General features: G+C 64.2%; 16 protein-coding genes and 6 tRNA genes. 9 read left to right on the top strand and 13 right to left on the bottom strand.

Annotated features, from left to right (window positions below; all coding sequences use genetic code 11):
* Positions 1-86: 86 nt before the first annotated feature.
* Entirely contained in the window at positions 87-365 is a 279-nt protein-coding gene (locus AC1DFU_RS14870) for a hypothetical protein (RefSeq protein ID WP_092289741.1), read from the bottom strand.
* A 438-nt stretch (positions 366-803) separates the two neighbouring features.
* On the opposite strand from AC1DFU_RS14870, the gene trxA reads away from it, so the two are divergent.
* The 6 genes from trxA to AC1DFU_RS14840 all read left to right on the top strand — a co-directional run bounded on the left by trxA (position 804) and on the right by AC1DFU_RS14840 (position 7,338).
* Positions 804-1,142 (top strand): thioredoxin TrxA, encoded by a 339-nt coding sequence (trxA, locus tag AC1DFU_RS14865; protein WP_092289743.1) that lies wholly within the window; start codon positions 804-806, stop codon positions 1,140-1,142.
* A gap of 188 nt (positions 1,143-1,330) precedes the next feature.
* On the top strand, positions 1,331-2,593 hold the full coding sequence (gene rho, locus AC1DFU_RS14860) for a transcription termination factor Rho (protein ID WP_092289745.1): 1,263 nt from the start codon (positions 1,331-1,333) through the stop codon (positions 2,591-2,593).
* An 87-nt stretch (positions 2,594-2,680) separates the two neighbouring features.
* Entirely contained in the window at positions 2,681-3,532 is an 852-nt protein-coding gene (locus AC1DFU_RS14855) for a M90 family metallopeptidase (RefSeq protein ID WP_092289746.1), read from the top strand.
* A 195-nt stretch (positions 3,533-3,727) separates the two neighbouring features.
* Complete coding sequence (locus tag AC1DFU_RS14850; protein ID WP_092289748.1) at positions 3,728-3,988, top strand: type B 50S ribosomal protein L31; 261 nt, start codon at positions 3,728-3,730, stop codon at positions 3,986-3,988.
* A gap of 133 nt (positions 3,989-4,121) precedes the next feature.
* Positions 4,122-5,906 carry an ArnT family glycosyltransferase gene (locus AC1DFU_RS14845; protein ID WP_441590497.1) on the top strand — a complete coding sequence of 595 codons (1,785 nt, stop codon included), beginning with the start codon at positions 4,122-4,124 and terminating at the stop codon, positions 5,904-5,906.
* Positions 5,907-5,988: 82 nt separating this feature from the next.
* Positions 5,989-7,338, top strand: a complete 1,350-nt coding sequence (locus AC1DFU_RS14840) for an MATE family efflux transporter (RefSeq protein WP_092289752.1) — start codon at positions 5,989-5,991, stop codon at positions 7,336-7,338.
* Positions 7,339-7,417: 79 nt separating this feature from the next.
* Here the strand turns inward: AC1DFU_RS14840 and AC1DFU_RS14835 are convergent.
* From AC1DFU_RS14835 to gltX, 7 genes are all read right to left on the bottom strand, one after another.
* Positions 7,418-7,494, bottom strand: a tRNA-Asp gene (locus AC1DFU_RS14835).
* A 69-nt stretch (positions 7,495-7,563) separates the two neighbouring features.
* Positions 7,564-7,639 (bottom strand) — tRNA-Glu (locus AC1DFU_RS14830).
* Positions 7,640-7,744: 105 nt separating this feature from the next.
* A tRNA-Ala gene (locus tag AC1DFU_RS14825) sits at positions 7,745-7,820 on the bottom strand.
* A 191-nt stretch (positions 7,821-8,011) separates the two neighbouring features.
* A tRNA-Asp gene (locus AC1DFU_RS14820) sits at positions 8,012-8,088 on the bottom strand.
* A gap of 69 nt (positions 8,089-8,157) precedes the next feature.
* Positions 8,158-8,233 (bottom strand) — tRNA-Glu (locus AC1DFU_RS14815).
* 7 nt (positions 8,234-8,240) lie between these two features.
* Positions 8,241-8,316, bottom strand: a tRNA-Ala gene (locus tag AC1DFU_RS14810).
* A 210-nt stretch (positions 8,317-8,526) separates the two neighbouring features.
* A complete protein-coding gene (gene gltX, locus AC1DFU_RS14805; RefSeq protein ID WP_092289754.1) occupies positions 8,527-9,924 on the bottom strand; it encodes a glutamate--tRNA ligase in 1,398 nt (465 codons plus the stop codon).
* A gap of 193 nt (positions 9,925-10,117) precedes the next feature.
* Between gltX and AC1DFU_RS14800 the strand changes: the two genes are divergently transcribed.
* A complete protein-coding gene (locus tag AC1DFU_RS14800; RefSeq protein ID WP_092289756.1) occupies positions 10,118-11,068 on the top strand; it encodes a patatin-like phospholipase family protein in 951 nt (316 codons plus the stop codon).
* Between the two features lie 170 nt (positions 11,069-11,238).
* Here the strand turns inward: AC1DFU_RS14800 and AC1DFU_RS14795 are convergent, their stop codons facing one another.
* The 5 genes from AC1DFU_RS14795 to AC1DFU_RS14775 form a co-directional block, all read right to left on the bottom strand.
* Positions 11,239-11,925, bottom strand: a complete 687-nt coding sequence (locus AC1DFU_RS14795) for a C40 family peptidase (protein ID WP_092289758.1) — start codon at positions 11,923-11,925, stop codon at positions 11,239-11,241.
* A gap of 359 nt (positions 11,926-12,284) precedes the next feature.
* Positions 12,285-13,934 carry an ABC transporter ATP-binding protein gene (locus tag AC1DFU_RS14790; protein WP_441590498.1) on the bottom strand — a complete coding sequence of 550 codons (1,650 nt, stop codon included), beginning with the start codon at positions 13,932-13,934 and terminating at the stop codon, positions 12,285-12,287.
* On the bottom strand, positions 13,931-15,061 hold the full coding sequence (locus tag AC1DFU_RS14785) for an ABC transporter permease (RefSeq protein ID WP_092289762.1): 1,131 nt from the start codon (positions 15,059-15,061) through the stop codon (positions 13,931-13,933). The genes AC1DFU_RS14790 and AC1DFU_RS14785 overlap by 4 nt, the downstream gene beginning before the upstream one ends.
* Positions 15,058-16,107, bottom strand: coding sequence for a microcin C ABC transporter permease YejB (locus AC1DFU_RS14780; RefSeq protein WP_092289763.1), 1,050 nt, complete (start codon positions 16,105-16,107; stop codon positions 15,058-15,060). Before AC1DFU_RS14780 ends, AC1DFU_RS14785 begins: the two co-directional genes overlap by 4 nt.
* Before the next feature lie 25 nt (positions 16,108-16,132).
* The gene (locus AC1DFU_RS14775; protein ID WP_092289765.1) at positions 16,133-18,037 is read right to left on the bottom strand and encodes an extracellular solute-binding protein; all 1,905 of its coding nucleotides are present in this window, start codon (positions 18,035-18,037) and stop codon (positions 16,133-16,135) included.
* A gap of 217 nt (positions 18,038-18,254) precedes the next feature.
* Here AC1DFU_RS14775 and fabI point away from each other — a divergent pair, with 217 nt between their 5' ends.
* Positions 18,255-19,040: an enoyl-ACP reductase FabI gene (gene fabI / locus AC1DFU_RS14770; protein WP_092289767.1), complete on the top strand. Its 786-nt coding sequence runs from the start codon at positions 18,255-18,257 to the stop codon at positions 19,038-19,040.
* A gap of 165 nt (positions 19,041-19,205) precedes the next feature.
* Entirely contained in the window at positions 19,206-20,867 is a 1,662-nt protein-coding gene (locus AC1DFU_RS14765) for an ABC-F family ATP-binding cassette domain-containing protein (protein WP_092289769.1), read from the top strand.
* Positions 20,868-20,900: the final 33 nt, after the last annotated feature.

The raw sequence follows: 20,900 nt of genomic DNA, 5'->3' as shown, positions 1-20,900 counted from the left end.
TGGCGCGCCAGGGCGCCACGGCGTAGTCAGTCAAGGAAATACGATGGCGTTGGCCGGGGCCGCCCGGCAGCCCGGGCGGGCGCGGGTCAGTGATCACCGCGCTCCAGCCGCGCACGCAACTCGCGGGCGGTTTCGAGCAACCCTTCGTAGCCGGAGCGGGCGTGCTCGGGCAGGTCCGGATCGCCAACCAGCGTGCCGAGCGTCTCCATCACGCTATAGACGAGCCCACGGGCCGCGCCAGTGGCAATGCTGTTGGTCTCCACCGCGCTGTTCAGGTGCGCCAGGGCGTCGCTCAGGTGATCCACGTCCGGTGGCGTGTCGGGCAGATCGTCGGCGGGATCGGGCTTGCGGGGATCGGCAGTCATGGTCGGTGGCCTTGTGGTGCCTGCGGGGTTGGCAATCCATATCATTCTACGCGCGCGGCCGGTCCGCCGGCATGGGGAGGATTCTCAAAGTGCTTTTCAGGTCATGCCGGATACCGTTATTGGGGGAATTCCCGGGGCACAAAGATAATCCATTTGAGTACTGGATAACCCGATGCCGATTGAGCGATTCTCTTGCCGCGATTAACACAATGTTGAGCAGGTATTACCGCGCAGGGGCACAATTGCACCTGTCCCCGGCCCTGTCGGCACCCCGTTCCGAGGGGGTATTGAAATTCGGCAAGCTGGTAACATATCGGCATCAACGGCACGACCTGTCTGACCTGACTGCCTCCGGCGCCATCGCAAACCGATCGCCGGATTCTCGTGTAAGGTAGCGGTCAGCCTTCAACATCAACTGAGCCCCAGAGGTTTCACGCCATGAGCGAACAAATCAAGTATGTGAGCGACGCATCGTTCGACGCCGACGTCCTCCAGTCCGACAAGCCCGTCCTGCTGGACTTCTGGGCCGAGTGGTGCGGTCCGTGCAAGATGATCGCCCCGATCCTGGACGAAGTGGCACGCGATTTCGGCGACAAGGTGCAGATCGCCAAGATCAATGTGGATGAGAACCAGCAGGTGCCGGCCAAGTTCGGCATCCGTGGCATTCCCACGTTGATCCTGTTCAAGGAAGGCAAGGTTGTCGCCCAGAAGGTTGGCGCCCTGTCCAAGTCGGACCTGACCGCGTTCCTGAAGAACAACGTCCCGGCCCTGGCCTGACGCCAGACCCCGCGGCCAGCCCGGCATGGCTGGCTGCGGCACCGCATGATCCGGCTTCGCGTGCGCCAGCTCTGGCGCGCCGGCCGGATTGTGCTAAGATGCCATCAACAACTTCCCCGAGCGTTCGCTCATTCTTTCCCCCTTCCCTTTGGTCTCGCCCGTCCGGGCCACTTCTGTACCCCTCGTCTATGCACCTGACAGAACTCAAATCGCTTCACGTGTCTGCGCTTCTCGAAATGGCGGCAACGCTCGAGATCGACAATGCACAGCGGATGCGCAAACAGGAACTGATGTTTGCGATCCTGAAGAAGCGCGCCAAGATGGGCGAAACCATCTACGGAGACGGCACGCTGGAAGTCCTCCCCGACGGCTTCGGCTTCCTCCGCTCGCCGGAAACCTCGTACCTGGCCAGCACGGACGATATCTACATCAGCCCTTCGCAGATCCGCCGCTTCAATCTCCATACCGGCGATTCGATCGAAGGTGAAGTGCGGACCCCGAAGGACGGCGAGCGCTACTTCGCGCTGGTCAAGGTGGACAAGGTCAACGGGCAGGCGCCCGAAGCGGTGAAGAACCGCATCATGTTCGAGAACCTGACGCCGCTGCATCCGAACCGGCCGCTCCAGCTCGAACGTGACATCCGCGCCGAAGAGAACATCACCGGCCGCGTGATCGACATGATCGCCCCGATCGGCCGTGGCCAGCGCGCGCTGCTGGTGGCCTCGCCGAAGTCGGGCAAGACCGTGATGCTCCAGCACATCGCGCATGCGATTGCGAACAACCATCCGGAAGCTGACCTGTTCGTGCTGCTGATCGACGAGCGCCCGGAAGAAGTTACGGAAATGATGCGCTCGGTGCGCGGCGAGGTGGTGGCGTCGACCTTCGACGAACCGGCCATCCGTCACGTGCAGGTGGCCGAAATGGTCATCGAGAAGGCCAAGCGCCTGGTGGAACTGAAGCGCGACGTGGTGATCCTGCTGGACTCCATCACCCGTCTGGCACGCGCCTACAACACCGTGGTGCCGGCCTCCGGCAAGGTGCTGACCGGCGGTGTGGACGCCAACGCCCTGCAACGCCCGAAGCGTTTCTTCGGCGCCGCGCGTAACCTGGAAGAAGGCGGTTCGCTGACCATCATCGCCACGGCGCTGATCGAAACCGGCAGCCGCATGGACGACGTGATCTACGAAGAGTTCAAGGGCACCGGCAACATGGAAGTGCACCTCGAGCGCCGCCTGGCCGAGCGCCGCGTCTACCCGGCCATCAACCTGAACAAGTCGGGCACGCGCCGCGAGGAACTGCTGATCAAGCCGGAAATCCTCCAGAAGATCTGGATCCTGCGCAAGTTCATCTCCGACATGGACGAAGTGCAGGCGATGGAATTCATCCTCGACAAGATGAAGCCGACGAAGAACAACGCGGAGTTCTTCGACATGATGCGCCGCGGCGGCTAACCGCCCCGGTAGTGCATCAGGCAGGAAAGGCGTACCCTTGGGTGCGCCTTTTTTGTCTCTGCCAATCGATCCGACGACCCTCCGCCCATGTTCGGCAAACTGACCAGCTACCTGCGCTCGCGCTCACGCGCCCGCAAGCTCGAGCACTACGCCATTCCGGACGACCTCTGGACGCGCACCGTGGCTGCCCTGCCCTACGTGCAGCGCTACGGCGCCGAGGATCAGGCCGCGCTGCGCGAGCTGGCCACGCTGTTCATCGCCGGCAAGGAATATTCGACTGCCCACGACCTGCCGCTGACCGATGAGATGGTGGTCAGCGTGGCCGTGCAGGCTTGCGTGCCGATCCTCAAGCTCGGTATCGAGTGGTATCGCGGCTGGCACGGCATCGTGCTGTATCCGGGCGAATTCCTGATCCGGCGCACCGTGGAGGACGAGATCGGGCTGGTGCACGGCGTGGAGGAGGAGGCGAGCGGCGAGGCGTGGGAGCATGGTCCCGTCATCCTGTCCTGGCAGGACGTGAGCACGCCCGGCGCCGGGCTCGATTCCGACCACGCGCTGCCGGCGGACACCTACAACGTGGTGATCCACGAGTTCGCCCACAAGCTCGACATGCTCGACGGCGAGCCCGACGGCGTGCCGCCCTTCTCGCGCGTGCTGCATCCGGGCGTCGATGCCGAACAGTGGGCCGAGGCGTTCCTGAGCCAGTACGATGCCTTCGCCGATGCCTGCGAGGCCGTACCGGACAGTGCATGGAACCACCCCGAGCGGCTGCCGCCCCGGCTGCGGGTGATCGACCCCTACGGATGCGAGGCGCCCAGCGAGTTCTTCGCAGTGGCGTCCGAGGCATTTTTCGTGGAGCCCGAAGGCCTGCGCCGGCATTGGTCTACGCTATACGAAGCGCTGGCCACGTTCTATCGTCAGGACCCGGCCAAAAAATGACGCAAAATGCACTTCCGAACACCCGACGACATGGTCACCGCCGCGCGCGTATTGTTGTCCAAGCGCTTGTCTTTCTGGCATAATCCCGGTTTGCCCGTTATCGGCAAGTGGTTCGCTCGTCGCAAGCATTCGTCATCCGATGCACGCACGCGGCAGACATGAGCGGACTGGCTACCCAACCTGAAAGGAAGCACCATGAAAGAAGGCATTCACCCGAATTATCGCGAAGTCCTGTTCCACGACGTGTCGAACGACTTCAAGTTCGTGACCCGCTCGACGATCCAGACCAAGGACACGATCGAACACGACGGCAAGACCTACCCGCTGGCCAAGATCGAAGTGTCGTCGGAATCGCACCCGTTCTACACCGGCACCCAGAAGATCATGGACACGGCCGGCCGCGTCGAGAAGTTCCGTCAGAAGTTCGGCAGCAAGCTGAGCACGATGAAGAAGTAATCTCGCGGAGCCGCGAGCATGCCGCGCACGAGGGAACAGATGCTCCCGCCGCGCGCGACCTGACAAAGAGGCAGCATCGGCTGCCTCTTTGCTTTTGTGCAGCCGATTGTTGCTGCCTACGATTTCACCGCCGATGAGTCAAGCCAAGACCTCTCCCGTCCACCTGACCGCCGCCGCCACCGGCGCGCTGCCGCGCGCCCTGCTGCTGGCCATCTGCATCATCTACGGGCTGGCCGGCCTGTTCGGCCGCGATCCGTGGAAGAACGAGGATGCCGCGGGCTTCGGCGTGATGTGGCAGCTCGCCACCGGCGGTACACAGGACTGGCTGATGCCGAACATCGCCGGCCGGCCGTTCAGCGAGGACGGCCCGCTGGTGTTCTGGCTCGGCGGCATCATGATCCGGCTGTTTGGCGGCTGGCTCGGCGCCCCGGACGCGTCGCGGCTGGCCACGGCGCTGTTCTACTTCGGCACCTGCGCCTTCATCTGGTATTCCACCTACCTGCTCGGCCGGCGCGACGAAGTGCAGCCGTTCGCGTTCGCGTTCGGCGGCCAGCCCGATGCGCGCTCCTATGGCCGTGCGCTGGCCGATGGCGCGCTGCTGCTGTTCCTGGCATGCGTGGGGCTGGCGATGCGCGGGCACGAAACCACGGCGCAGGTCGGCCAGGTCTGCTTTATCGCCTTCATGCTGTACGGGCTGGTGCGCAGCCTGGACAAGCCCGTGCAGGGCAGCCTCTGGTACGGCGTGGGGCTGGGCGCGCTGTGCCTGTCCAGCGGGCCGATCCTGGCCGCCGCCCTGCTGCTCGCCACGGCCCTTGCCGCCGTGGCCTGCCGGCCGCTGCCCGCGAAGTGGCTGGCGGGGATTGGCCTGCCGCTGGCGCTGGCCATCGTCGGCGCGTGGATGGCGATGGTGTACCTGGGCGCGGCCGACCGCGACGAGGCTGTCACCTTCATCCGCGAGTGGGCCCGCTACGACCGTCGCACCTATGGCGGGCCGTCACTGGCCGCGGCCGGCTTCATCGCACGAAATCTGTTCCTGTTCGCGTGGCCGGTCTGGCCGGTGGCCGTCTGGGCGTGGTTGTCGTGGCGTGGCATGCGGCGCGCGGCCCACGTGGCGCTGCCGCTGTCGATGCTGACGACACTGCTCCTGTTGCTGGTGCTGCAACGCAGCCCCGGCGACGTGCAGTTCATCCTGTTGCTGCCGCCGATGGCCGTGCTGGCTGCCTTCGCATTGCCCACGCTGGCGCGTGGCGTAATCAACGCGATCGACTGGTTCGCCCTGCTGTTCTTCACGATCTTCTGCGGCTTCCTCTGGTTCATGTGGATCGCCCGCACGACCGGTTTTCCGCCCAAGATCGCCAACAACGTGTACCGGCTGATTCCGGGCTTCCAGCACTCGTTCACCTGGAGCGCGGTGGTGATCGCGCTGGCGGTGACGCTGGCCTGGGTACTGGTGGTGCGTTGGCGGCTGTCGCGTGCGCCCAAGCAGATCTGGCGCCCGGTGGTGATCTCGGCCGCCGGCACGACGCTGATGTGGGTGATGGCCATGACGCTGTGGCTGCCCGCCATCAACTACGCCAAGACCTATCGCGATGTGGCGCAAGCCGCCTCGATGGCGCTACCGTCGACCTATACCTGCGTGCAGCCGATCCGCATGGGGAATGCGCAACTGGCGTCGTTCTCGTATTACGGCCATATCCGCTTTGGCGGGCCCGATGACGGCTGCGACGTGCTGCTGCGCCACGACGCCGTGGATTACGGCCCGCCCGGCAACATTTCGCACTTCGAATGGCGGCTGGTCTGGGAAGGCCGCCGGCCTGCGGACCGGGACGAGCGCTTCCGCCTGTACCGGCTGGTCGATGTTGGCCGCGCTGCGCCGCCCCGGCCCACGGTGCCGCGCCGCCTGCCGCGCCAGCCTTAATCCTCCGCGCAGGACGCCCCTCGCCCCCCTCACGCGCCGGACTCACGACTGAGCCGGCGCGCCATGCTTTCCGACAAGAACAATGAGCAGCGCGCTGCAAGACATTCGCCGCATCCTCCACCTCGCCGCGCCCGTCCTGGTCGGACAACTCGCGGTGGTGGCCTTCGGCGTCATCGATACGGTGATGGCCGGGCGCGCCTCCGCTACCGACCTCGCCGCCGTGGGCCTGGGCGGCTCCATCTACATCACCATCTATATCAGCCTGATGGGGGTGCTCCAGGCGCTGGCACCCATCGCCGGCCAACTCTATGGCGCGGGCCGCACCGCCGAGATCGGCAGCGAAGTGCGCCAGGCCGCGTGGCTGGGTGTGGCACTGGCCGTGCCGGGCATGCTGTTGCTGCTGTTCCCTGGGCCGCTGCTCACGTTTGCCAAGGCGCCGCCTGAGCTGGTCGAGAAGGCCTCGCACTATCTTCATATCGTGGCGTTCGGCCTGCCGGCCGCGCTGAGCTTCCGCATCTATATGGCGCTGAACAACGCGCTGTCGCGGCCGATCATGGTGACGGTGCTCCAGATCGCCGGGCTGGCGATGAAGGTGCCGCTCAACGCGTGGTTCATTCATGGGGGACTGGGGCTGGCGCCGATGGGCGGTCCGGGCTGCGCACTGGCCTCCACGCTGATCAGCTGGACCTGGTGCATCGCCGGCCTGCTGATCCTGCGCACCGGCGCCGCCTACCGGCCGCTGGCGCTTTTTGCCGGCTGGGAGTGGCCAAACTGGAGCAAGATCCGCCCGCTGCTGCGACTGGGCGTGCCGATGGGGCTGACCTATCTGATCGAGATCACCTCGTTCACGCTGATGTCGATCTTCATCACACGACTCGGTACCGAGACGCTGGCCGGGCATCAGATCATCGCCAATCTGAGCGCGGTAGCGTACATGATGCCGCTCTCGCTGGCGATTGCCACGTCCACGCTGGTGGCCCAGTCGATTGGCGCGCGTGACTTGGCTGGGGCACGCCGGCTGGCGTGGCGCGGCATCCGCTTCGGGGCCGGGCTGGCGCTGCTGACAGGCGCCCTGCTGTGGCTGCTCCGCGAGCCGCTGCTGCAGGCCTACGCCAAGGATCCGACTGTAGTCACCAAGGCACTGCCGTTGATGCTGTTCGTCGCGTTCTATCAGGCATTTGACGCGGTGCAGGTCATGACCGCCTTCATCCTGCGCGCGTACAAGATCGCCCTGATTCCGACGTTGATCTACGCAGGATCGCTGTGGGGCGTGGGGCTGGGTAGTGGGTATGTGATGGGATTCGGCTTGATCGACGCGCTACCCGAGTGGACACGCGGCGCCGCCGGTTTCTGGTTCGGCAACAGTATCAGCCTGGCCTTGGCCGGCACGCTGCTGGTACGGTATTTCATGCGGGTGAGCAAACCCGCATGATTTAAAGGCGGGTCACGCAATGCAATAACGGGAAGCGAAGGATAAAAAAAATGCCTGCTTGCGCAGGCATTTTTAATATTGGCGGAGCGGACGGGACTCGAACCCGCGACCCCCGGCGTGACAGGCCGGTATTCTAACCAACTGAACTACCGCTCCGTGTTGGTTCGCCGCTCGAAGCTATTGCTTCGGACGACTAGCTGGACGTTTGATTACGCCCTGCTGTTTTGGCGTCCCCTAGGGGATTCGAACCCCTGTACTCACCGTGAAAGGGTGATGTCCTAGGCCTCTAGACGAAGGGGACAGAAACTTGTTGCAACGTTTCCGTCTGCGCTGCGAAGTCCGTAACTGTAACAGACTTTTCAACGACTGAGGCACCTTTTTTGCTGGGTCGGTGCCTCGAAATCCTTGGTGGAGCTAAGCGGGATCGAACCGCTGACCTCTTGCATGCCATGCAAGCGCTCTCCCAGCTGAGCTATAGCCCCGTGGTACTGCCCTTTACTACCAGTACTGCATAATCGCGTTTCAGCGAAGCCGCGATTATATTACGATTTTCTTTCGAAGTGCAACTGCCATGTGGCATTTGCTTTCGCCAAAAACCGCGAGGCGATTATCAGATAATCAACCTCTCACCCAAAGAAAAACCCGCTTGGTTTTACCCAAGCGGGTTCAGTTTTGGCGGAGCGGACGGGACTCGAACCCGCGACCCCCGGCGTGACAGGCCGGTATTCTAACCAACTGAACTACCGCTCCGTGTTGGTTCGCCGCTCGAAGCTATTGCTTCCGACGACTAGCTGGACGTTTGATTACGCCCTACTGTTTTGGCGTCCCCTAGGGGATTCGAACCCCTGTACTCACCGTGAAAGGGTGATGTCCTAGGCCTCTAGACGAAGGGGACAGAAACTTGGTGGAGCTAAGCGGGATCGAACCGCTGACCTCTTGCATGCCATGCAAGCGCTCTCCCAGCTGAGCTATAGCCCCAATGTTACTGTCATTTACTGCTTCTTGCTGTCGCGGGATTTACTACGATTCCGGCGAAGCCGAGATTATATAGCAATCCAACCGCTTTGCAAGTCCCTTTTCGGCCTTTCAACCGATCCGCGTGGTTTTTGCCGCGCGGCAGGGAGAAGGAGATTATGCTGAAATCCCGGCCCGAGCGCAAGCCCCTGCCGAGATTTTTCCGCACTTTTCTCAGGCTGCCGCAAGGCGGCGCAGCACCGTCTCGCGGCCGAACAGTTCCAGCACCGCGTCGATGCCCGGCGTCTGCAACTGCCCCGCCACCAGCAGGCGCACCGGCATAGCCAGCTTCGGCATCTTCAGGCCGAATTCGGCCAGCACTGCCTTGAACGTGGCGCTGATGCCCTCGCGCTTCCACTCAGGCAGCGCGGCCAGTTGCGCGGCCAGCGCCTGCAGCGCCGGGCGGATCTCGTCGGTCAGGTGCTCTGTGCGCAGCGCGGCATCCGCCTGCGGCTCGCCGCGATAGAACAGCATCGCGGCCTGGGCCACTTCCTTCAGCGTATTGGCGCGATCCTTGACCAGCGCGATCACGTCGGCCAGGCTCGCGCCTTCCACCTTGCCGCCCAGCGCCTCGATGAAGGGGCGCGTCAGATCGGCCAGACGGGCGTTATCGCCCATCTTGATGTAGTGGTTGTTGAGCCAAGCCAGCTTTTCAGGGTTGTACTGCGCCGGCGACTTGCCCAGGTGCTCCAGGTCGAACCACTCGATGAACTGCTCGCGCGAGAAGATCTCGGCATCACCATGCGCCCAGCCCAAGCGCGCGAGGTAGTTCAGCACGGCCTCGGGCAGGTAGCCCTCGTCGCGGTAGCCGGTCACGGGCATCGCGCCATGGCGCTTGCTCATCTTCTCGCCCTGCTCGTTCAGCACGGTCGGCAGGTGCGCGTAGACCGGCACGTGGCCGCCCATCGCACGAATGATGTTGATCTGGCGCGGCGTGTTGTTGACGTGGTCGTCGCCGCGGATCACGTGGGTGATCTTCATGTCGAGGTCATCGACCACGACGCAGAAGTTGTATGTCGGCGTGCCGTCGGGACGGGCGATCACCAGGTCGTCCAGCTCGTCGTTCGAGATCTCGATGCGGCCCTTCACGGCGTCGTCCCAGACCACGCTGCCGCCGATCGGGTTCTTGAAACGCACGACGGGTTGCACGCCGGCCGGCGGCTCGGGCAGGACCTTGCCCGGCTCGGGGCGCCAGAAGCCGTTGTAGCGCGGCTTCTCGCCGGCGGCGCGCTGGGCTTCGCGCAGCGCGTCCAGTTCCTCGGTGCTCATGTAGCAGTGGTACGCGAGGCCGGTCTCCATCATCTGCTGCACCACCGCGCGATAGCGGTCCATGCGCTGCATCTGGTAGAACGGACCTTCGTCGATGTCCATGTCGAGCCAGGCCATGGACTCCAGGATCACGTCGACGGCCTCCTGGGACGACCGCTCGACATCGGTATCCTCGATGCGCAGGATGAAATCGCCCTGCATGCGGCGGGCGAAGGCCCACGGATAGAGCGCGGAGCGGATGTTGCCGAGGTGGATGAACCCGGTCGGGCTCGGCGCGAAGCGGGTGCGGACGCGTTGTGTCATGGCGGAGAGAAACAAAAAGGCCCGCGCACAGCGGCGCGCAGGCCAGATTCGAGGAATGGCGCATTATACGCCCTGCCCGCCGCCGCTTTTTCGCTACGCGCCGGCCGGAATCATTTATCCTGCCACCGGTCTGAGACCTCGGATGCCGCCTCGCACGGCGCCGGCATCACTTCCCGTAGATTCCCGTTCCTCGATGAAACGACGCCATTTCCTGGGCGCCTCCGCGGCGATGCTGCTGGCGGCCTGCTCCACCGGCCCGAAGCCGACCCCCACCCTGCCGACCCAGCCCGTCGTCACGCCGCCGGTGGCCACGCTGCCGCCGCGCCCGGTGCGCATCGGCCTGGCGCTGGGCGGCGGCGCGGCGCGCGGCTTTGCACATATCGGCGTGATCAAGGCGCTCGAGGCGCAGGGTATCCATCCCGATATCGTCACGGGTACCAGTGCCGGGTCGGTGGTGGCGGCGCTCTACGCGTCCGGCATGGATGGCTTCACGCTGAACAAGCTCGCCCTGACCATGGACGAGGCGTCCATCGCCGACTGGGCGCTGCCGTTCGGCACCAAGTTCGGTGGCTGGCTCAAGGGCGAGGCGCTGCAGAACTATGTGAACCGGCTGGTCAAGCAGCGCACCATCGAACAGATGAAGCTGCCGCTGGGCATCGTCGCCACCGATCTCAAGACCGGCGAGCGGATCCTGTTCCGGCGCGGCAATACCGGCCAGGCCGTGCGCGCGTCCAGCAGCGTGCCGGGCGTGTTCCAGCCGGTGTCGATCCAGGGCCATGACTATGTCGATGGCGGGCTGGTGGAGCCGGTGCCAGTGGATGCGGCGCGCGAGATGGGCGCCGAGTTCGTGATCGCGGTGAATATCTCGGCCGATCCGTCGAGCCAAAAGAATGGCGGCCAGAGCGGCGTGCTGCTGCAGACCACGGCCATCATGGGTCAGTCGATCAACAAGATGGCGCTGGCGCGCGCGGACATCGTGATCCGCCCTGACCTGCCCGACATGAGCGGCAGCGACTTCACGGCGCGCAACCGCGCGATCCTGGCCGGCGAGCAAGCCACGGCGGCAGTGCTGGCGAGCCTGCGCGACAAGCTCGCTCTCGCCCGTACGCGCCCGCTGCCAACCGGCATTGTTACCACCCAATAGTGGGGTAAAACGACAATCCTTGTCAGGACATGGGCTCGCTTCGTGACAATTCGTGTCACTTCATGTGACGCATCATGTCACCCTTTAGTGGGGTATTTGTCTTATTTGTATGTCGAGCCCGATAAAAAAGGACTGCCGAGGCAGTCCTTTTTGTTTGGCGAGCAGCCGGTTCAGCCGCCGTACAGCGACCGACCCTGGGCAGCAGGGTCGAAGCGCTTGAGCGTCTCGACCATGTTGCCCATGCCGTTGTCGGCGTCGCCGCGCTGGGCATCGTCGATGCGTCGCGCGCCGTTGTAGCGTGTCACCCAGTAGCTGGCACGCATGTCGTCCACGCGGATCTTGCTGCCGGTGGACGGCGCGTGCACGAACTTGTTGTCGCCAATATAGATGCCGACGTGCGAGAACGTGTGACGCATGGTGTTGAAGAACACCAGGTCACCCGGACGCAGTTCGTTGACCGCCACAGTGGTGCCAACCTTGCTGATTTCGACAGAGCGACGCGGCAACACGAAGCCGAAGGTGTCGTTGAACACGTAGCGGACGAAGCCGCTGCAGTCCAGGCCGGATTCGGGGCTGTTACCGCCGAAGCGGTAACGCACGCCAATCAGGCCCAGCGCGTTCATGACCAGGTCGCCAGCCTTGCTGGCAACGTTGCTGGTGGAGTTCATCACCGACGACAGCAAGCCACGCTTGCCTTCCGGATGGGCATCCGCGCTCAGTTCCGCGCGGGCATCGATCCGGGCGTCCGGGTCCTTGAACACCGTATCCGCCAGCACTCCATTCGACACAGTCGCACCGCATGCAATGGCAATTCCAATAGCGGCGCGCGCCAGGGAATGAAGTACCGTTCGTTGCATTGGTTCTCCTGATAATCGGACTTATCTGACCGGCATGTCAGACATTGCCGGACAAACGCTAGACATCAGGGCGGTATGTACGCAAGACATATGCCAGCGTACCGTGCACGATTCGCATGCGTGGTTGACCTTCCCAAAGGTCAGCATGCGACCGACAGACCACCCCCAAAAATAGGTATCGCGGGATAGTAAATGACTGTCATTATCGTGTCAAAGATGGTTACAAATTCGCCCGAAATCGCAGCCAAATCAATGAGCTAGCGTGAAAAACGTATCTTTTTTCTCGTATTCCGCATAACGGCGATGTGATACATCGCGCTGTCATGCTAGTGCGGCATGCGTGCTGCGCCGCACATCATTCAGACGACCCCTAACTGTGCGGCCGCCATCAGCTTGCGCGTATACGGATGCTGCGGTGCGCCGAGTACGGTTTCCGTCTCACCCGCTTCGACCACTTCACCATTTTTCATTACGACGACGCGGTGCGCCATCGCACGAATCACCGCTAGATCATGGCTGATGAACAGATAGCTGAGGTTGTACTTGTGCTGGAGCTGGGAAAGCAGCGCCAGCACCTGTTGCTGGATCGAGACGTCAAGTGCAGAAGTCGGCTCATCTAGCACCAGAACCTGCGGCTTGAGGATCAAAACTCGCGCGATGGCGATGCGTTGCCGCTGTCCGCCAGAGAACTCGTGCGGATAACGGCCCAGCGCCGTCCGGTCCATCCCGACCTCCCGCAGGGCCTCGATCACGCGCTCGCGCATCGCCTCGGGCGACAGCCCCGGCTGATGGAGGGCGAGGCCCTCACCCACGATCTGTTCGATGGTCATCCGGGGCGACAGCGAGCCGAACGGGTCCTGGAATACCACCTGCATGCGCGACCGCAGCGCACTGCGCTCCTTGTGCGTGCAGGCGTCGAACGCACGCCCCAGGAAGCGGATCGCCCCGCTGCTCTGGCGCTGGAGCGCCAGCACGGCGTGAGCCAGCGTGGTCTTGCCGGAGCCGGACTCGCCGACGATGCCGACAGTCTCGCCTTCGCGCAATTGCAGGTTCACGTCCTTCACGGCCGCGAACTGCTCCTTCGAGAACCAGCCGGCAAACCCGGCGCGCTTCTTGGCGTAGTTGACGCAGAGCGCATCGGTCTCCAGCAGCACCGGCGCCAGTGGCACCAGCGGCAGCACCTCGCGGCGCGGGCGGCTGTCGATCAGCTTGCGCGTGTACGGATGGCGCGGATTGCCGAACACCTCGGCCGTCTCGCCAGACTCCACCAGCACGCCCTTCTCCATCACCCCCACACGCTGCGCGAACGCCCGCACGAGGTTCAGGTCATGGGTGATCAGCATCACCGCCATGCCGAACTCGGCCTGGAGGTCGCGCAGCAGATCCAGGATCTGGGCGCGGATGGTCACGTCGAGCGCCGTGGTCGGCTCGTCGGCCAGCAGCAGCTTGGGCCGGCAGGCCAGGGCCATGGCGATCATCGCGCGCTGGCGCTGGCCGCCCGAAAGCTGATGCGGGAAGCTGTTGAAACGGTTGGCGGCGTCGCTGATGCCGGTTCGCTCGAGCAGCGCGATGGCACGGTCGCGCGCGGCGCGGCGGTCCAGGCCCTCGTGCAGCGCCAGCGTCTCCACGATCTGGTTGCCGATGGTGTAAAGCGGGTTCAGGGCCGTCATCGGTTCCTGGAAGATCATGGCGATCTCGGACCCGCGGATGCGCCGCATCTCGCGGCCGGACACGCGCAGCAGGTCCTGGCCTTCGAAGCGAATGGCGCCCTGGTAGTGGGCGTCGCCAACCAGCCGGAGCATGGCCAGCGCGGTCACGGTCTTGCCCGAGCCGGACTCACCCACCAGCGCGTAGCGCTCGCCAGCGCGCAGGTCGAAGCTGACCTCGCGCACGGCGCGCGTGGCGTGCTCGCCCTCGCCGAAGGTCACCGACAGTCGGTCCACACACATCAATTGCGTGCCGGGCGCCGGCGGGGCCACGGCGTCAGGAAACGTTGCGGCGAGGCTCATTGCACGGCCTCCGCAGCGGGACTTCCCGCAGGCGCCTTAGGCTCCACACGACCACGCAACTGGGCCAGCCCCAGGCGCGTATCGAAGGCATCCCGCAGCGCGTCGCCCATAAAGGTCAGCAGCAACAACGTGATAACGAGCACCGCGAACGTGGACAGCGAAATCCACCAGGCATCGAGGTTGCCCTTGCCCTGCGCCAGCAGCTCGCCCAGGCTCGGCGTCGTCGGCGGCACGCCCAGACCCAGGAAGTCGAGGCTGGTCAGCGCCAGGATGGCCGCGCTCATACGGAACGGCAGGAAGGTGATCACCGGCGTCAGGCTGTTCGGCAAGATATGGCGCCACATGATCTGGACATTGGACAGGCCCAGCGCGCGCGCCGCCTTCACATAGTCGAGCGAGCGGTTGCGGTAGAACTCGGCCCGTACGTAATCGGACAGCCCCATCCAGCCGAACAGCGACAGCAGGATGATCAGCAGCGCCAGGCTCGGCTCGAAGATCGACGCGAAGATAATCAGCAGGTACAGCTCGGGCATCGAGCTCCAGATCTCGATGGCGCGCTGCGAGAACAGGTCGAAACGCCCACCAAAAAAGCCCATCAGCGCCCCGGTAAGCGTGCCGACCAGTACGCCGATGATCGTCAGCGCCATGCCGAACAGCACGGACACGCGGAAGCCGTAGATCAGGCGCGCCAGCACGTCCCGGCCGCGATCGTCGGTGCCCAGCCAGTTCTCGGACGAGGGGGGCGCCGGATTCGGCTCCTTGGCGAAGTAGTTCAGCGAATCGTAGGAATACTGATTCACCGGGAACACCGCGAAATTGCCGTGCGTGGTGATCCGTTCGCGGATGAAGGGATCGAGGTAGTCGGTACGGGTCGGGAAATCGCCGTCGAACGTGGTTTCCGGGTAGACCTTGACGATCGGGAAGTAGTACTCGCCCTTGTAGCGCACCACCAGCGGGCGGTCGCTCGACAGCACCTCGGCACACAGGCTCAGGACGAAGATCACCACGAACAGGATCAGGCTCCAGTAGCCCAGCCGGTTGCGGCGGAAGCGTTGCCACGCGCGCTGGCGCGGCGACGGCGAGTGCGGCAGCCCGTTGGGCACCGCGCCGTGGGAGAGAATGCTCATCGGTGCATGCCCTCGAAGTGAATGCGCGGGTCGACCATCACGTAGCAGACATCCGAAATCAGGCGCGTCACCAGCCCGATCAGCGTGAACAGGTAGAGCGTGCCGAGCACGACCGGGTAGTCACGGCGCAGCACGGCTTCATAGGACAACAGGCCCAGCCCGTCGAGCGAGAACAGTGTCTCGATCAGCAGCGAGCCGGTGAAGAACGCGCCGATGAACGCCGCCGGGAAGCCGGTGACGAGCGGGATCAGCGCGTTGCGGAACACGTGTTTCCAGAGCACGCGCCGCTCCGCCAGGCCCTTGGCCCGCGCGGTCAGCACGTACTGCTTGCGGATTTCTTCCAGGAACGCGTTCTTGGTCAGCATGGTGATGACGGCGAAGCTGCCCACCACCGACGCCGTGATCGGCAGCACCAGGTGCCAGAGGTAGTCCATGACCTTGCCCATCAGCGTGAGCTGGTCCCAATTGTCGGACGTCAGCCCGCGCAGCGGGAACCACTGGACGAACGTGCCACCACCGAACAGCACCAGCAGCAGCACCCCGAGCACGAAGCCCGGAATCGCGTAGCCAACCAGCACGATCATGCTGCTGATCACATCGAAGCGGCTGCCCGCCCGGATCGCTTTCGAGATCCCGAGCGGGACCGATATCAGATAAGTCAGAAAAAACGTCCAGAGCCCGAGGCTGATCGACACCGGCAGTTTCGACTTCACCAGCTCCCAGACGCTGCGGTGCTGGAAGTAGCTCTGGCCCAGGTCGAACTGGGCGAAGCGCTTCAGCATCATGAAATAGCGCTCGATTGGCGGCTTGTCGAAGCCATAGAGCGCCTGGATTTCCTTGATTTTGTCCGGGTCCACGCCGCGCCGGCCGCGGTATTCCGCCCCGCCACCGCTGGCCTCCCCGCCACCGCCGCGCCCCTTGAGTTCGAGCATCATCTGCTCGACCGGGCCGCCCGGCACGAACTGGATCACGACGAAAGTCAGCGTAATGACCCCGATCAGGGTCGGAATCATCAGCAGGATGCGTTTGAGCAGGTAGGCAATCATGCGCGTCCGGGTTCCGTCAGTGCCGTCATTGGGTCTTCGGCGTCAGATCGTTCCGCCACCAGTTGGAGAGAACCCAGCCCTCCGCCGTATAGAAGTACGGCAGGCGGGTCGGGTAGGACATCGTATTGCGATAGGCCACGCGATGCGAGGCACTGTACCAGTTCGGCACGATGTAGTACCCGTGCATCAGCACGCGGTCCAGCGCGCGACCCGCCGTGACGAGTTCGTCGCGCGTGTGCGCGTGCAGCACGTGGTCCACGAGCTTGTCGATGGCAGGCGATTTCACGCCGAACAGGTTGTCCGAGCCGGGCGTGGTCGCGGCCTCGGTCGTGAAGCGGTCGCGCAGCTCGTTGCCGGGGCTTTGCGAGTCCGGGAAGCGGATCGACACCATGTCGAAGTCGAAATCCTCGAGACGCTTTTGATACAGCGCAAAGTCGGTGGTGCGCTGATGCACCTCGATGCCAAGCTTCTCCAGGTTGCGCACATAGGTGGTGATCACCCGGCTCATCGCCCCGCCGTCATCGAGGAATTCGAACACCAGCGGCTCGCGCTTGGCGTTGCGCAGCGCGCCGTCCTCGTAGGTCCAGCCGGCCTGGGCCAGCAGGCGGCGGGCTTCGCGCAGGTTGTCGCGCAGCGAGCGCGGTGCGTTGGTGGTGGGCTGCACCACATCGAGGCCGAACACTTCCGCCGGCAGCTGGGCGCGCAGCGGCTCCAGCAGCGCCATCTCGCCCGGACCCGGGCGGCTGTCGAACGTCGCGCTGGCGGCCAGCTCGCTGTTCGAGAACCAGCTGTCCAGCCGCTTGTACGCGCCGTAGAACAGCTGGCGGTTCAGCCATTCGAAGTCCAGCGCCAGGATCAGCGCGCGGCGGACGCGTACATCCTGGAACACCGGTTTGCGCATGTTCATCACGAAACCCTGCATGCCGGCGCCGTTGCGGTGCGGGAATTCGGTCTTGATCAGCTCGCCTTTGCGGAAGCGCGTGCCGACATAGCTCTTCGCCCAGTTTTTCGACCGATATTCGACAATGGCATCGAATTCGCCGGCCTTGAACGCCTCCAGCTTGGCCGTCTCGTCCTTATAGAGCCGGTAGACCACGCGGCCGAAGTTGAACGTGCCGCGCCGTACCGCCAGATCCTTGCCCCAATAGCTCGGGTTTCGCTTGAAAATGATGCCGCGACCGGCGTCGTAGCGGTCGATGACGTAGGGGCCGCTGGTGATCGGTTCCTCGAAGGTCAGCTTGTCGAACGGCACCTTGGCGGTCCATTTCTTCGAGAACACGGGCAGTGAACCGACGATCAGCGGCAATTCCGTGTTGCGCTGCTTGAAGTCGAAGCGGACGGTGCGCTCGCCGGTCACGACCACGGCCTTCACGTCGGTACACATGCTCCGGTAGCCGGGGCTGGCCGACTTGCTCATGAGCATGTCGTACGAGTACTTGACGTCCGAGGCCATGACCGGGTCGCCATTGGTGAAGCGCGCCTCCGGTCGGATGCGGAAGGTCACGGACAGCGCGTCGGGCGCCACGGTGACGTCGTCGGCCAGCAGGCCATAGGCGCTGGCGGTTTCGTCCGCGCTACTGATCAACAGCGATTCGAACATCAGCGCGGTCAGGCCGGGCGCCGAGGTGCCCTTGAGCGTGAACGGATTGAACTTGTCGAAGCTCGTGCGCCGGTCCGGGTTGGCCAGCGTCAGCGTGCCGCCCTGGGGCGCATCGGGGTTGACGTAGTCGAATTGCTTGAAATCGGCCGGATACTTGAGGTCGCCGTGCAGGGCAATCCCGTGCGCGGCATGCGCCAATGCGGGAAAACCCGAGGCCAGCACGCATATCCAAAGCGCCAATGGCGCCAGCCCCCGCACCTTCTGCAGCACCGCGCCACGACGAAAGCACTGCCCTGCCGCCTGAAGCGGCCAACGTGCGCGAATAGGCATCCCGTTGCAGACCTCCACTCTGACCTGGACATGCCCGGCGTCTTGTGGCCGGGCGAAGTTGTGCGACAATTTTACATGCGTCCGGGTGGCCCCCAGCCATCCGGACATTCCCTCTGCGCGGCGCAACAAACTGCGGGGAACTTTACCCGTCGTGCACCGGCCCCGGGGGCCGAGCATGAAACATGCCCGCCCCACCCTCACATATCTTGGAGAATTTATGGGATTTCTGGCAGGTAAGCGGATCCTGATCACCGGCTTGCTGTCCAACCGCTCGATCGCCTATGGCATCGCCTCCGCGTGCAAGCGCGAGGGCGCCGAGCTGGCTTTCACCTATGTCGGCGAACGCTTCAAGGACCGCATCAGCGACTTCGCCAAGGAATTCGGCTCCGACATGATCTATGAGTGCGACGTGGGCAGCGATGAGCAGATTACCGCGACTTTCGCCGCTCTGGGGCAGCGCTGGGAAAAATTCGACGGTTTGGTGCATTCGATCGGCTTTGCGCCGCGCGAAGCCATCGCCGGCAATTTCCTGGACGGGCTGTCGCGCGAAGGCTTCCGCATCGCGCATGACATCTCGGCCTACAGCTTCCCGGCACTGGCCAAGGCTGCGCTGCCGCTGCTGTCCGACAAGGCATCGCTGCTCACGCTGACCTACCTCGGCGCCGAACGCGTGGTTCCGAACTACAACACGATGGGCCTGGCCAAGGCGTCGCTCGAGGCGAGCGTGCGCTACCTGGCCGAAGCCGTGGGCGAGCGCGGGATCCGCGCCAACGGCATCTCGGCAGGCCCGATCAAGACGCTGGCTGCGTCCGGCATCAAGGACTTCGGCAAGCTCCTCAGGCATTTCGAGGAAGCCGCCCCGCTGCGCCGCAACGTGACGATCGACGAAGTCGGCAACGTGGCAGCCTTCCTGCTGTCCGATCTGTCCAGCGGCGTGACGGGCGAGATCACCTACGTCGACGGTGGCTTCAACATCGTCGGCGCGGGGGGCGTGGGGGCGTAATCCCGGCGCGCGGCCCGCGGCCATCAAGAGCGCCCCAGTTGGGGCGTTTTTTTTTTGGGCGTTCATCGTCGATTTTCCGCCGATTGCTATTGTTGCACCGCAACAAATAACAACCGTCACACGCCCGGTCGGCTATCATGGCAGTCCTCTCCGAAGTGGCTCCCCATGATTTCCGTTCGTAATGTCACGCTGCGTCGCGGCGTCAATGTCGTGCTCGACCGCGCGTCCGTCACATTCAACCCCGGCGAAAAGATCGGTCTTGTCGGCCGCAATGGCGCCGGCAAGTCGTCCTTCTTCGCCCTTCTCAACGGCACGCTGCACGAAGACAGCGGCGAGTTCTCGATTCCTGCTGCGTGGAGGATGGGCCAGGTTGCGCAGGAGATGCCGGAGACCGAGCAGAGCGCTACCGACTTTGTCGTCGAGGGTGACACCGTGCTGTTGGCCGCGCAGGCCGAAGTCGACGCCGCCGAGGCCAGCGACGATGGCATGCGCATGGCGCACGCCTATATGGCCCTGCACGACGCTGGTGCACACGATGCCCCCGCACGTGCCCAGGCGCTGATCCTGGGCCTTGGCTTCAGTGGTGCGCAGCTTAGCCAGCCGGTCAACAGCTTCTCCGGCGGCTGGCGCATGCGCCTGCAACTGGCGCGCGCGCTGATGTGCCCGTCCGACCTGCTGCTGCTCGACGAACCGACCAATCACTTGGACCTCGACGCACTGGTCTGGCTGGAAGCCTGGCTCAAGCGCTATCAGGGCACCATGGTGGTGATCAGCCACGACCGCGAGTTCCTCGACGCCGTGACGCAGGTGACGGTGCACGTCGACAACGCCAAGCTCGTGCGTTACGGCGGCAACTACAGCAAGTTCGAAGACATGCGCGCCGAGCAGCTTCTATTGCAGCAGGCCGCGGTGGCCAGGCAGGCCGACAAGATCGCCCACCTGCAGAAATTCATCGACCGTTTCAAGGCCAAGGCCTCGAAGGCGAAGCAGGCGCAGAGCCGAGTCAAGGCGCTCGAACGCATGGAGAAGATCGCCCCTGTGCTTGCCGATGCGGAATTCACGTTCGAGTTCAAGGAGCCTCTCAACGTCCCGAACCCGCTGTTGTCGATGCTGGACGCGAGCTTCGGCTACCCGGCGCCGACCGACGCACTCCCGGGCACGCCGCCCACGGTCATCGTGAAGGGCATCAACCGTTCCGTGCTGGCGGGGCAGCGCATCGGCATTCTCGGTGCGAACGGCCAGGGCAAGTCCACGCTGGTGAAGACGGTGGCGCACGCGCTGGCGCCGGTTGCCGGTGAAATCAGCGAAGGCAAGGGCCTGAACATCGGCTACTTCGCACAGCAGGAACTCGACGTGCTGCGCCCGCTCGACACGCCGATGGAGCACATGATCCGCCTTGCCAAGGACACGCCGCCGCACATGCGCGCCCCCGGCCAGAGTGGCACCGAGCAATCCCTGCGCACCTTCCTCGGCACCTTCAGTTTCAGTGGCGACATGGTGCATCAGGCGGTGCACACGATGAGCGGCGGCGAAAAGGCGCGGCTCGTGTTGTGCATGATCGTGTGGCAGCGCCCCAACCTGCTGCTGCTCGACGAGCCGACCAACCACCTCGACCTGGCCACACGCGAAGCGCTCGGCATGGCGCTCAACGAATTCGAAGGCACGGTGATGCTGGTCAGTCACGACCGGGCCCTGCTGCGCGCTGTATGCGATGAGTTCTGGCTGGTCACCAAGGGCGGCGTCGAGCCTTTCGACGGCGATCTGGACGACTACCAGCAATTCCTGCGCGACGAAGCCCGTCGCCTGCGCGAGGAGGCTGCCGCATAGCCGACGGTCATCGCCTGAGATACCCGTTCAGGG

The organism is Cupriavidus sp. 10L45 (assembly GCF_056395225.1).
Note: the sequence above shows the minus strand (reverse complement) of the source record. Positions and strands in the feature narration are given on the sequence as shown.

What these genes read in the sequence shown, in the direction of transcription:
- AC1DFU_RS14870 (WP_092289741.1), bottom strand. Translation starts at nt 365, where the DNA reads ATGACTGCCGATCCCCGCAAGCCCGATCCCGCCGACGATCTGCCCGAC.
- trxA (WP_092289743.1), top strand. Translation starts at nt 804, where the DNA reads ATGAGCGAACAAATCAAGTATGTGAGCGACGCATCGTTCGACGCCGAC.
- rho (WP_092289745.1), top strand. Translation starts at nt 1,331, where the DNA reads ATGCACCTGACAGAACTCAAATCGCTTCACGTGTCTGCGCTTCTCGAA.
- AC1DFU_RS14855 (WP_092289746.1), top strand. Translation starts at nt 2,681, where the DNA reads ATGTTCGGCAAACTGACCAGCTACCTGCGCTCGCGCTCACGCGCCCGC.
- AC1DFU_RS14850 (WP_092289748.1), top strand. Translation starts at nt 3,728, where the DNA reads ATGAAAGAAGGCATTCACCCGAATTATCGCGAAGTCCTGTTCCACGAC.
- AC1DFU_RS14845 (WP_441590497.1), top strand. Translation starts at nt 4,122, where the DNA reads ATGAGTCAAGCCAAGACCTCTCCCGTCCACCTGACCGCCGCCGCCACC.
- AC1DFU_RS14840 (WP_092289752.1), top strand. Translation starts at nt 5,989, where the DNA reads ATGAGCAGCGCGCTGCAAGACATTCGCCGCATCCTCCACCTCGCCGCG.
- gltX (WP_092289754.1), bottom strand. Translation starts at nt 9,924, where the DNA reads ATGACACAACGCGTCCGCACCCGCTTCGCGCCGAGCCCGACCGGGTTC.
- AC1DFU_RS14800 (WP_092289756.1), top strand. Translation starts at nt 10,118, where the DNA reads ATGAAACGACGCCATTTCCTGGGCGCCTCCGCGGCGATGCTGCTGGCG.
- AC1DFU_RS14795 (WP_092289758.1), bottom strand. Translation starts at nt 11,925, where the DNA reads ATGCAACGAACGGTACTTCATTCCCTGGCGCGCGCCGCTATTGGAATT.
- AC1DFU_RS14790 (WP_441590498.1), bottom strand. Translation starts at nt 13,934, where the DNA reads ATGAGCCTCGCCGCAACGTTTCCTGACGCCGTGGCCCCGCCGGCGCCC.
- AC1DFU_RS14785 (WP_092289762.1), bottom strand. Translation starts at nt 15,061, where the DNA reads ATGAGCATTCTCTCCCACGGCGCGGTGCCCAACGGGCTGCCGCACTCG.
- AC1DFU_RS14780 (WP_092289763.1), bottom strand. Translation starts at nt 16,107, where the DNA reads ATGATTGCCTACCTGCTCAAACGCATCCTGCTGATGATTCCGACCCTG.
- AC1DFU_RS14775 (WP_092289765.1), bottom strand. Translation starts at nt 18,037, where the DNA reads ATGCCTATTCGCGCACGTTGGCCGCTTCAGGCGGCAGGGCAGTGCTTT.
- fabI (WP_092289767.1), top strand. Translation starts at nt 18,255, where the DNA reads ATGGGATTTCTGGCAGGTAAGCGGATCCTGATCACCGGCTTGCTGTCC.
- AC1DFU_RS14765 (WP_092289769.1), top strand. Translation starts at nt 19,206, where the DNA reads ATGATTTCCGTTCGTAATGTCACGCTGCGTCGCGGCGTCAATGTCGTG.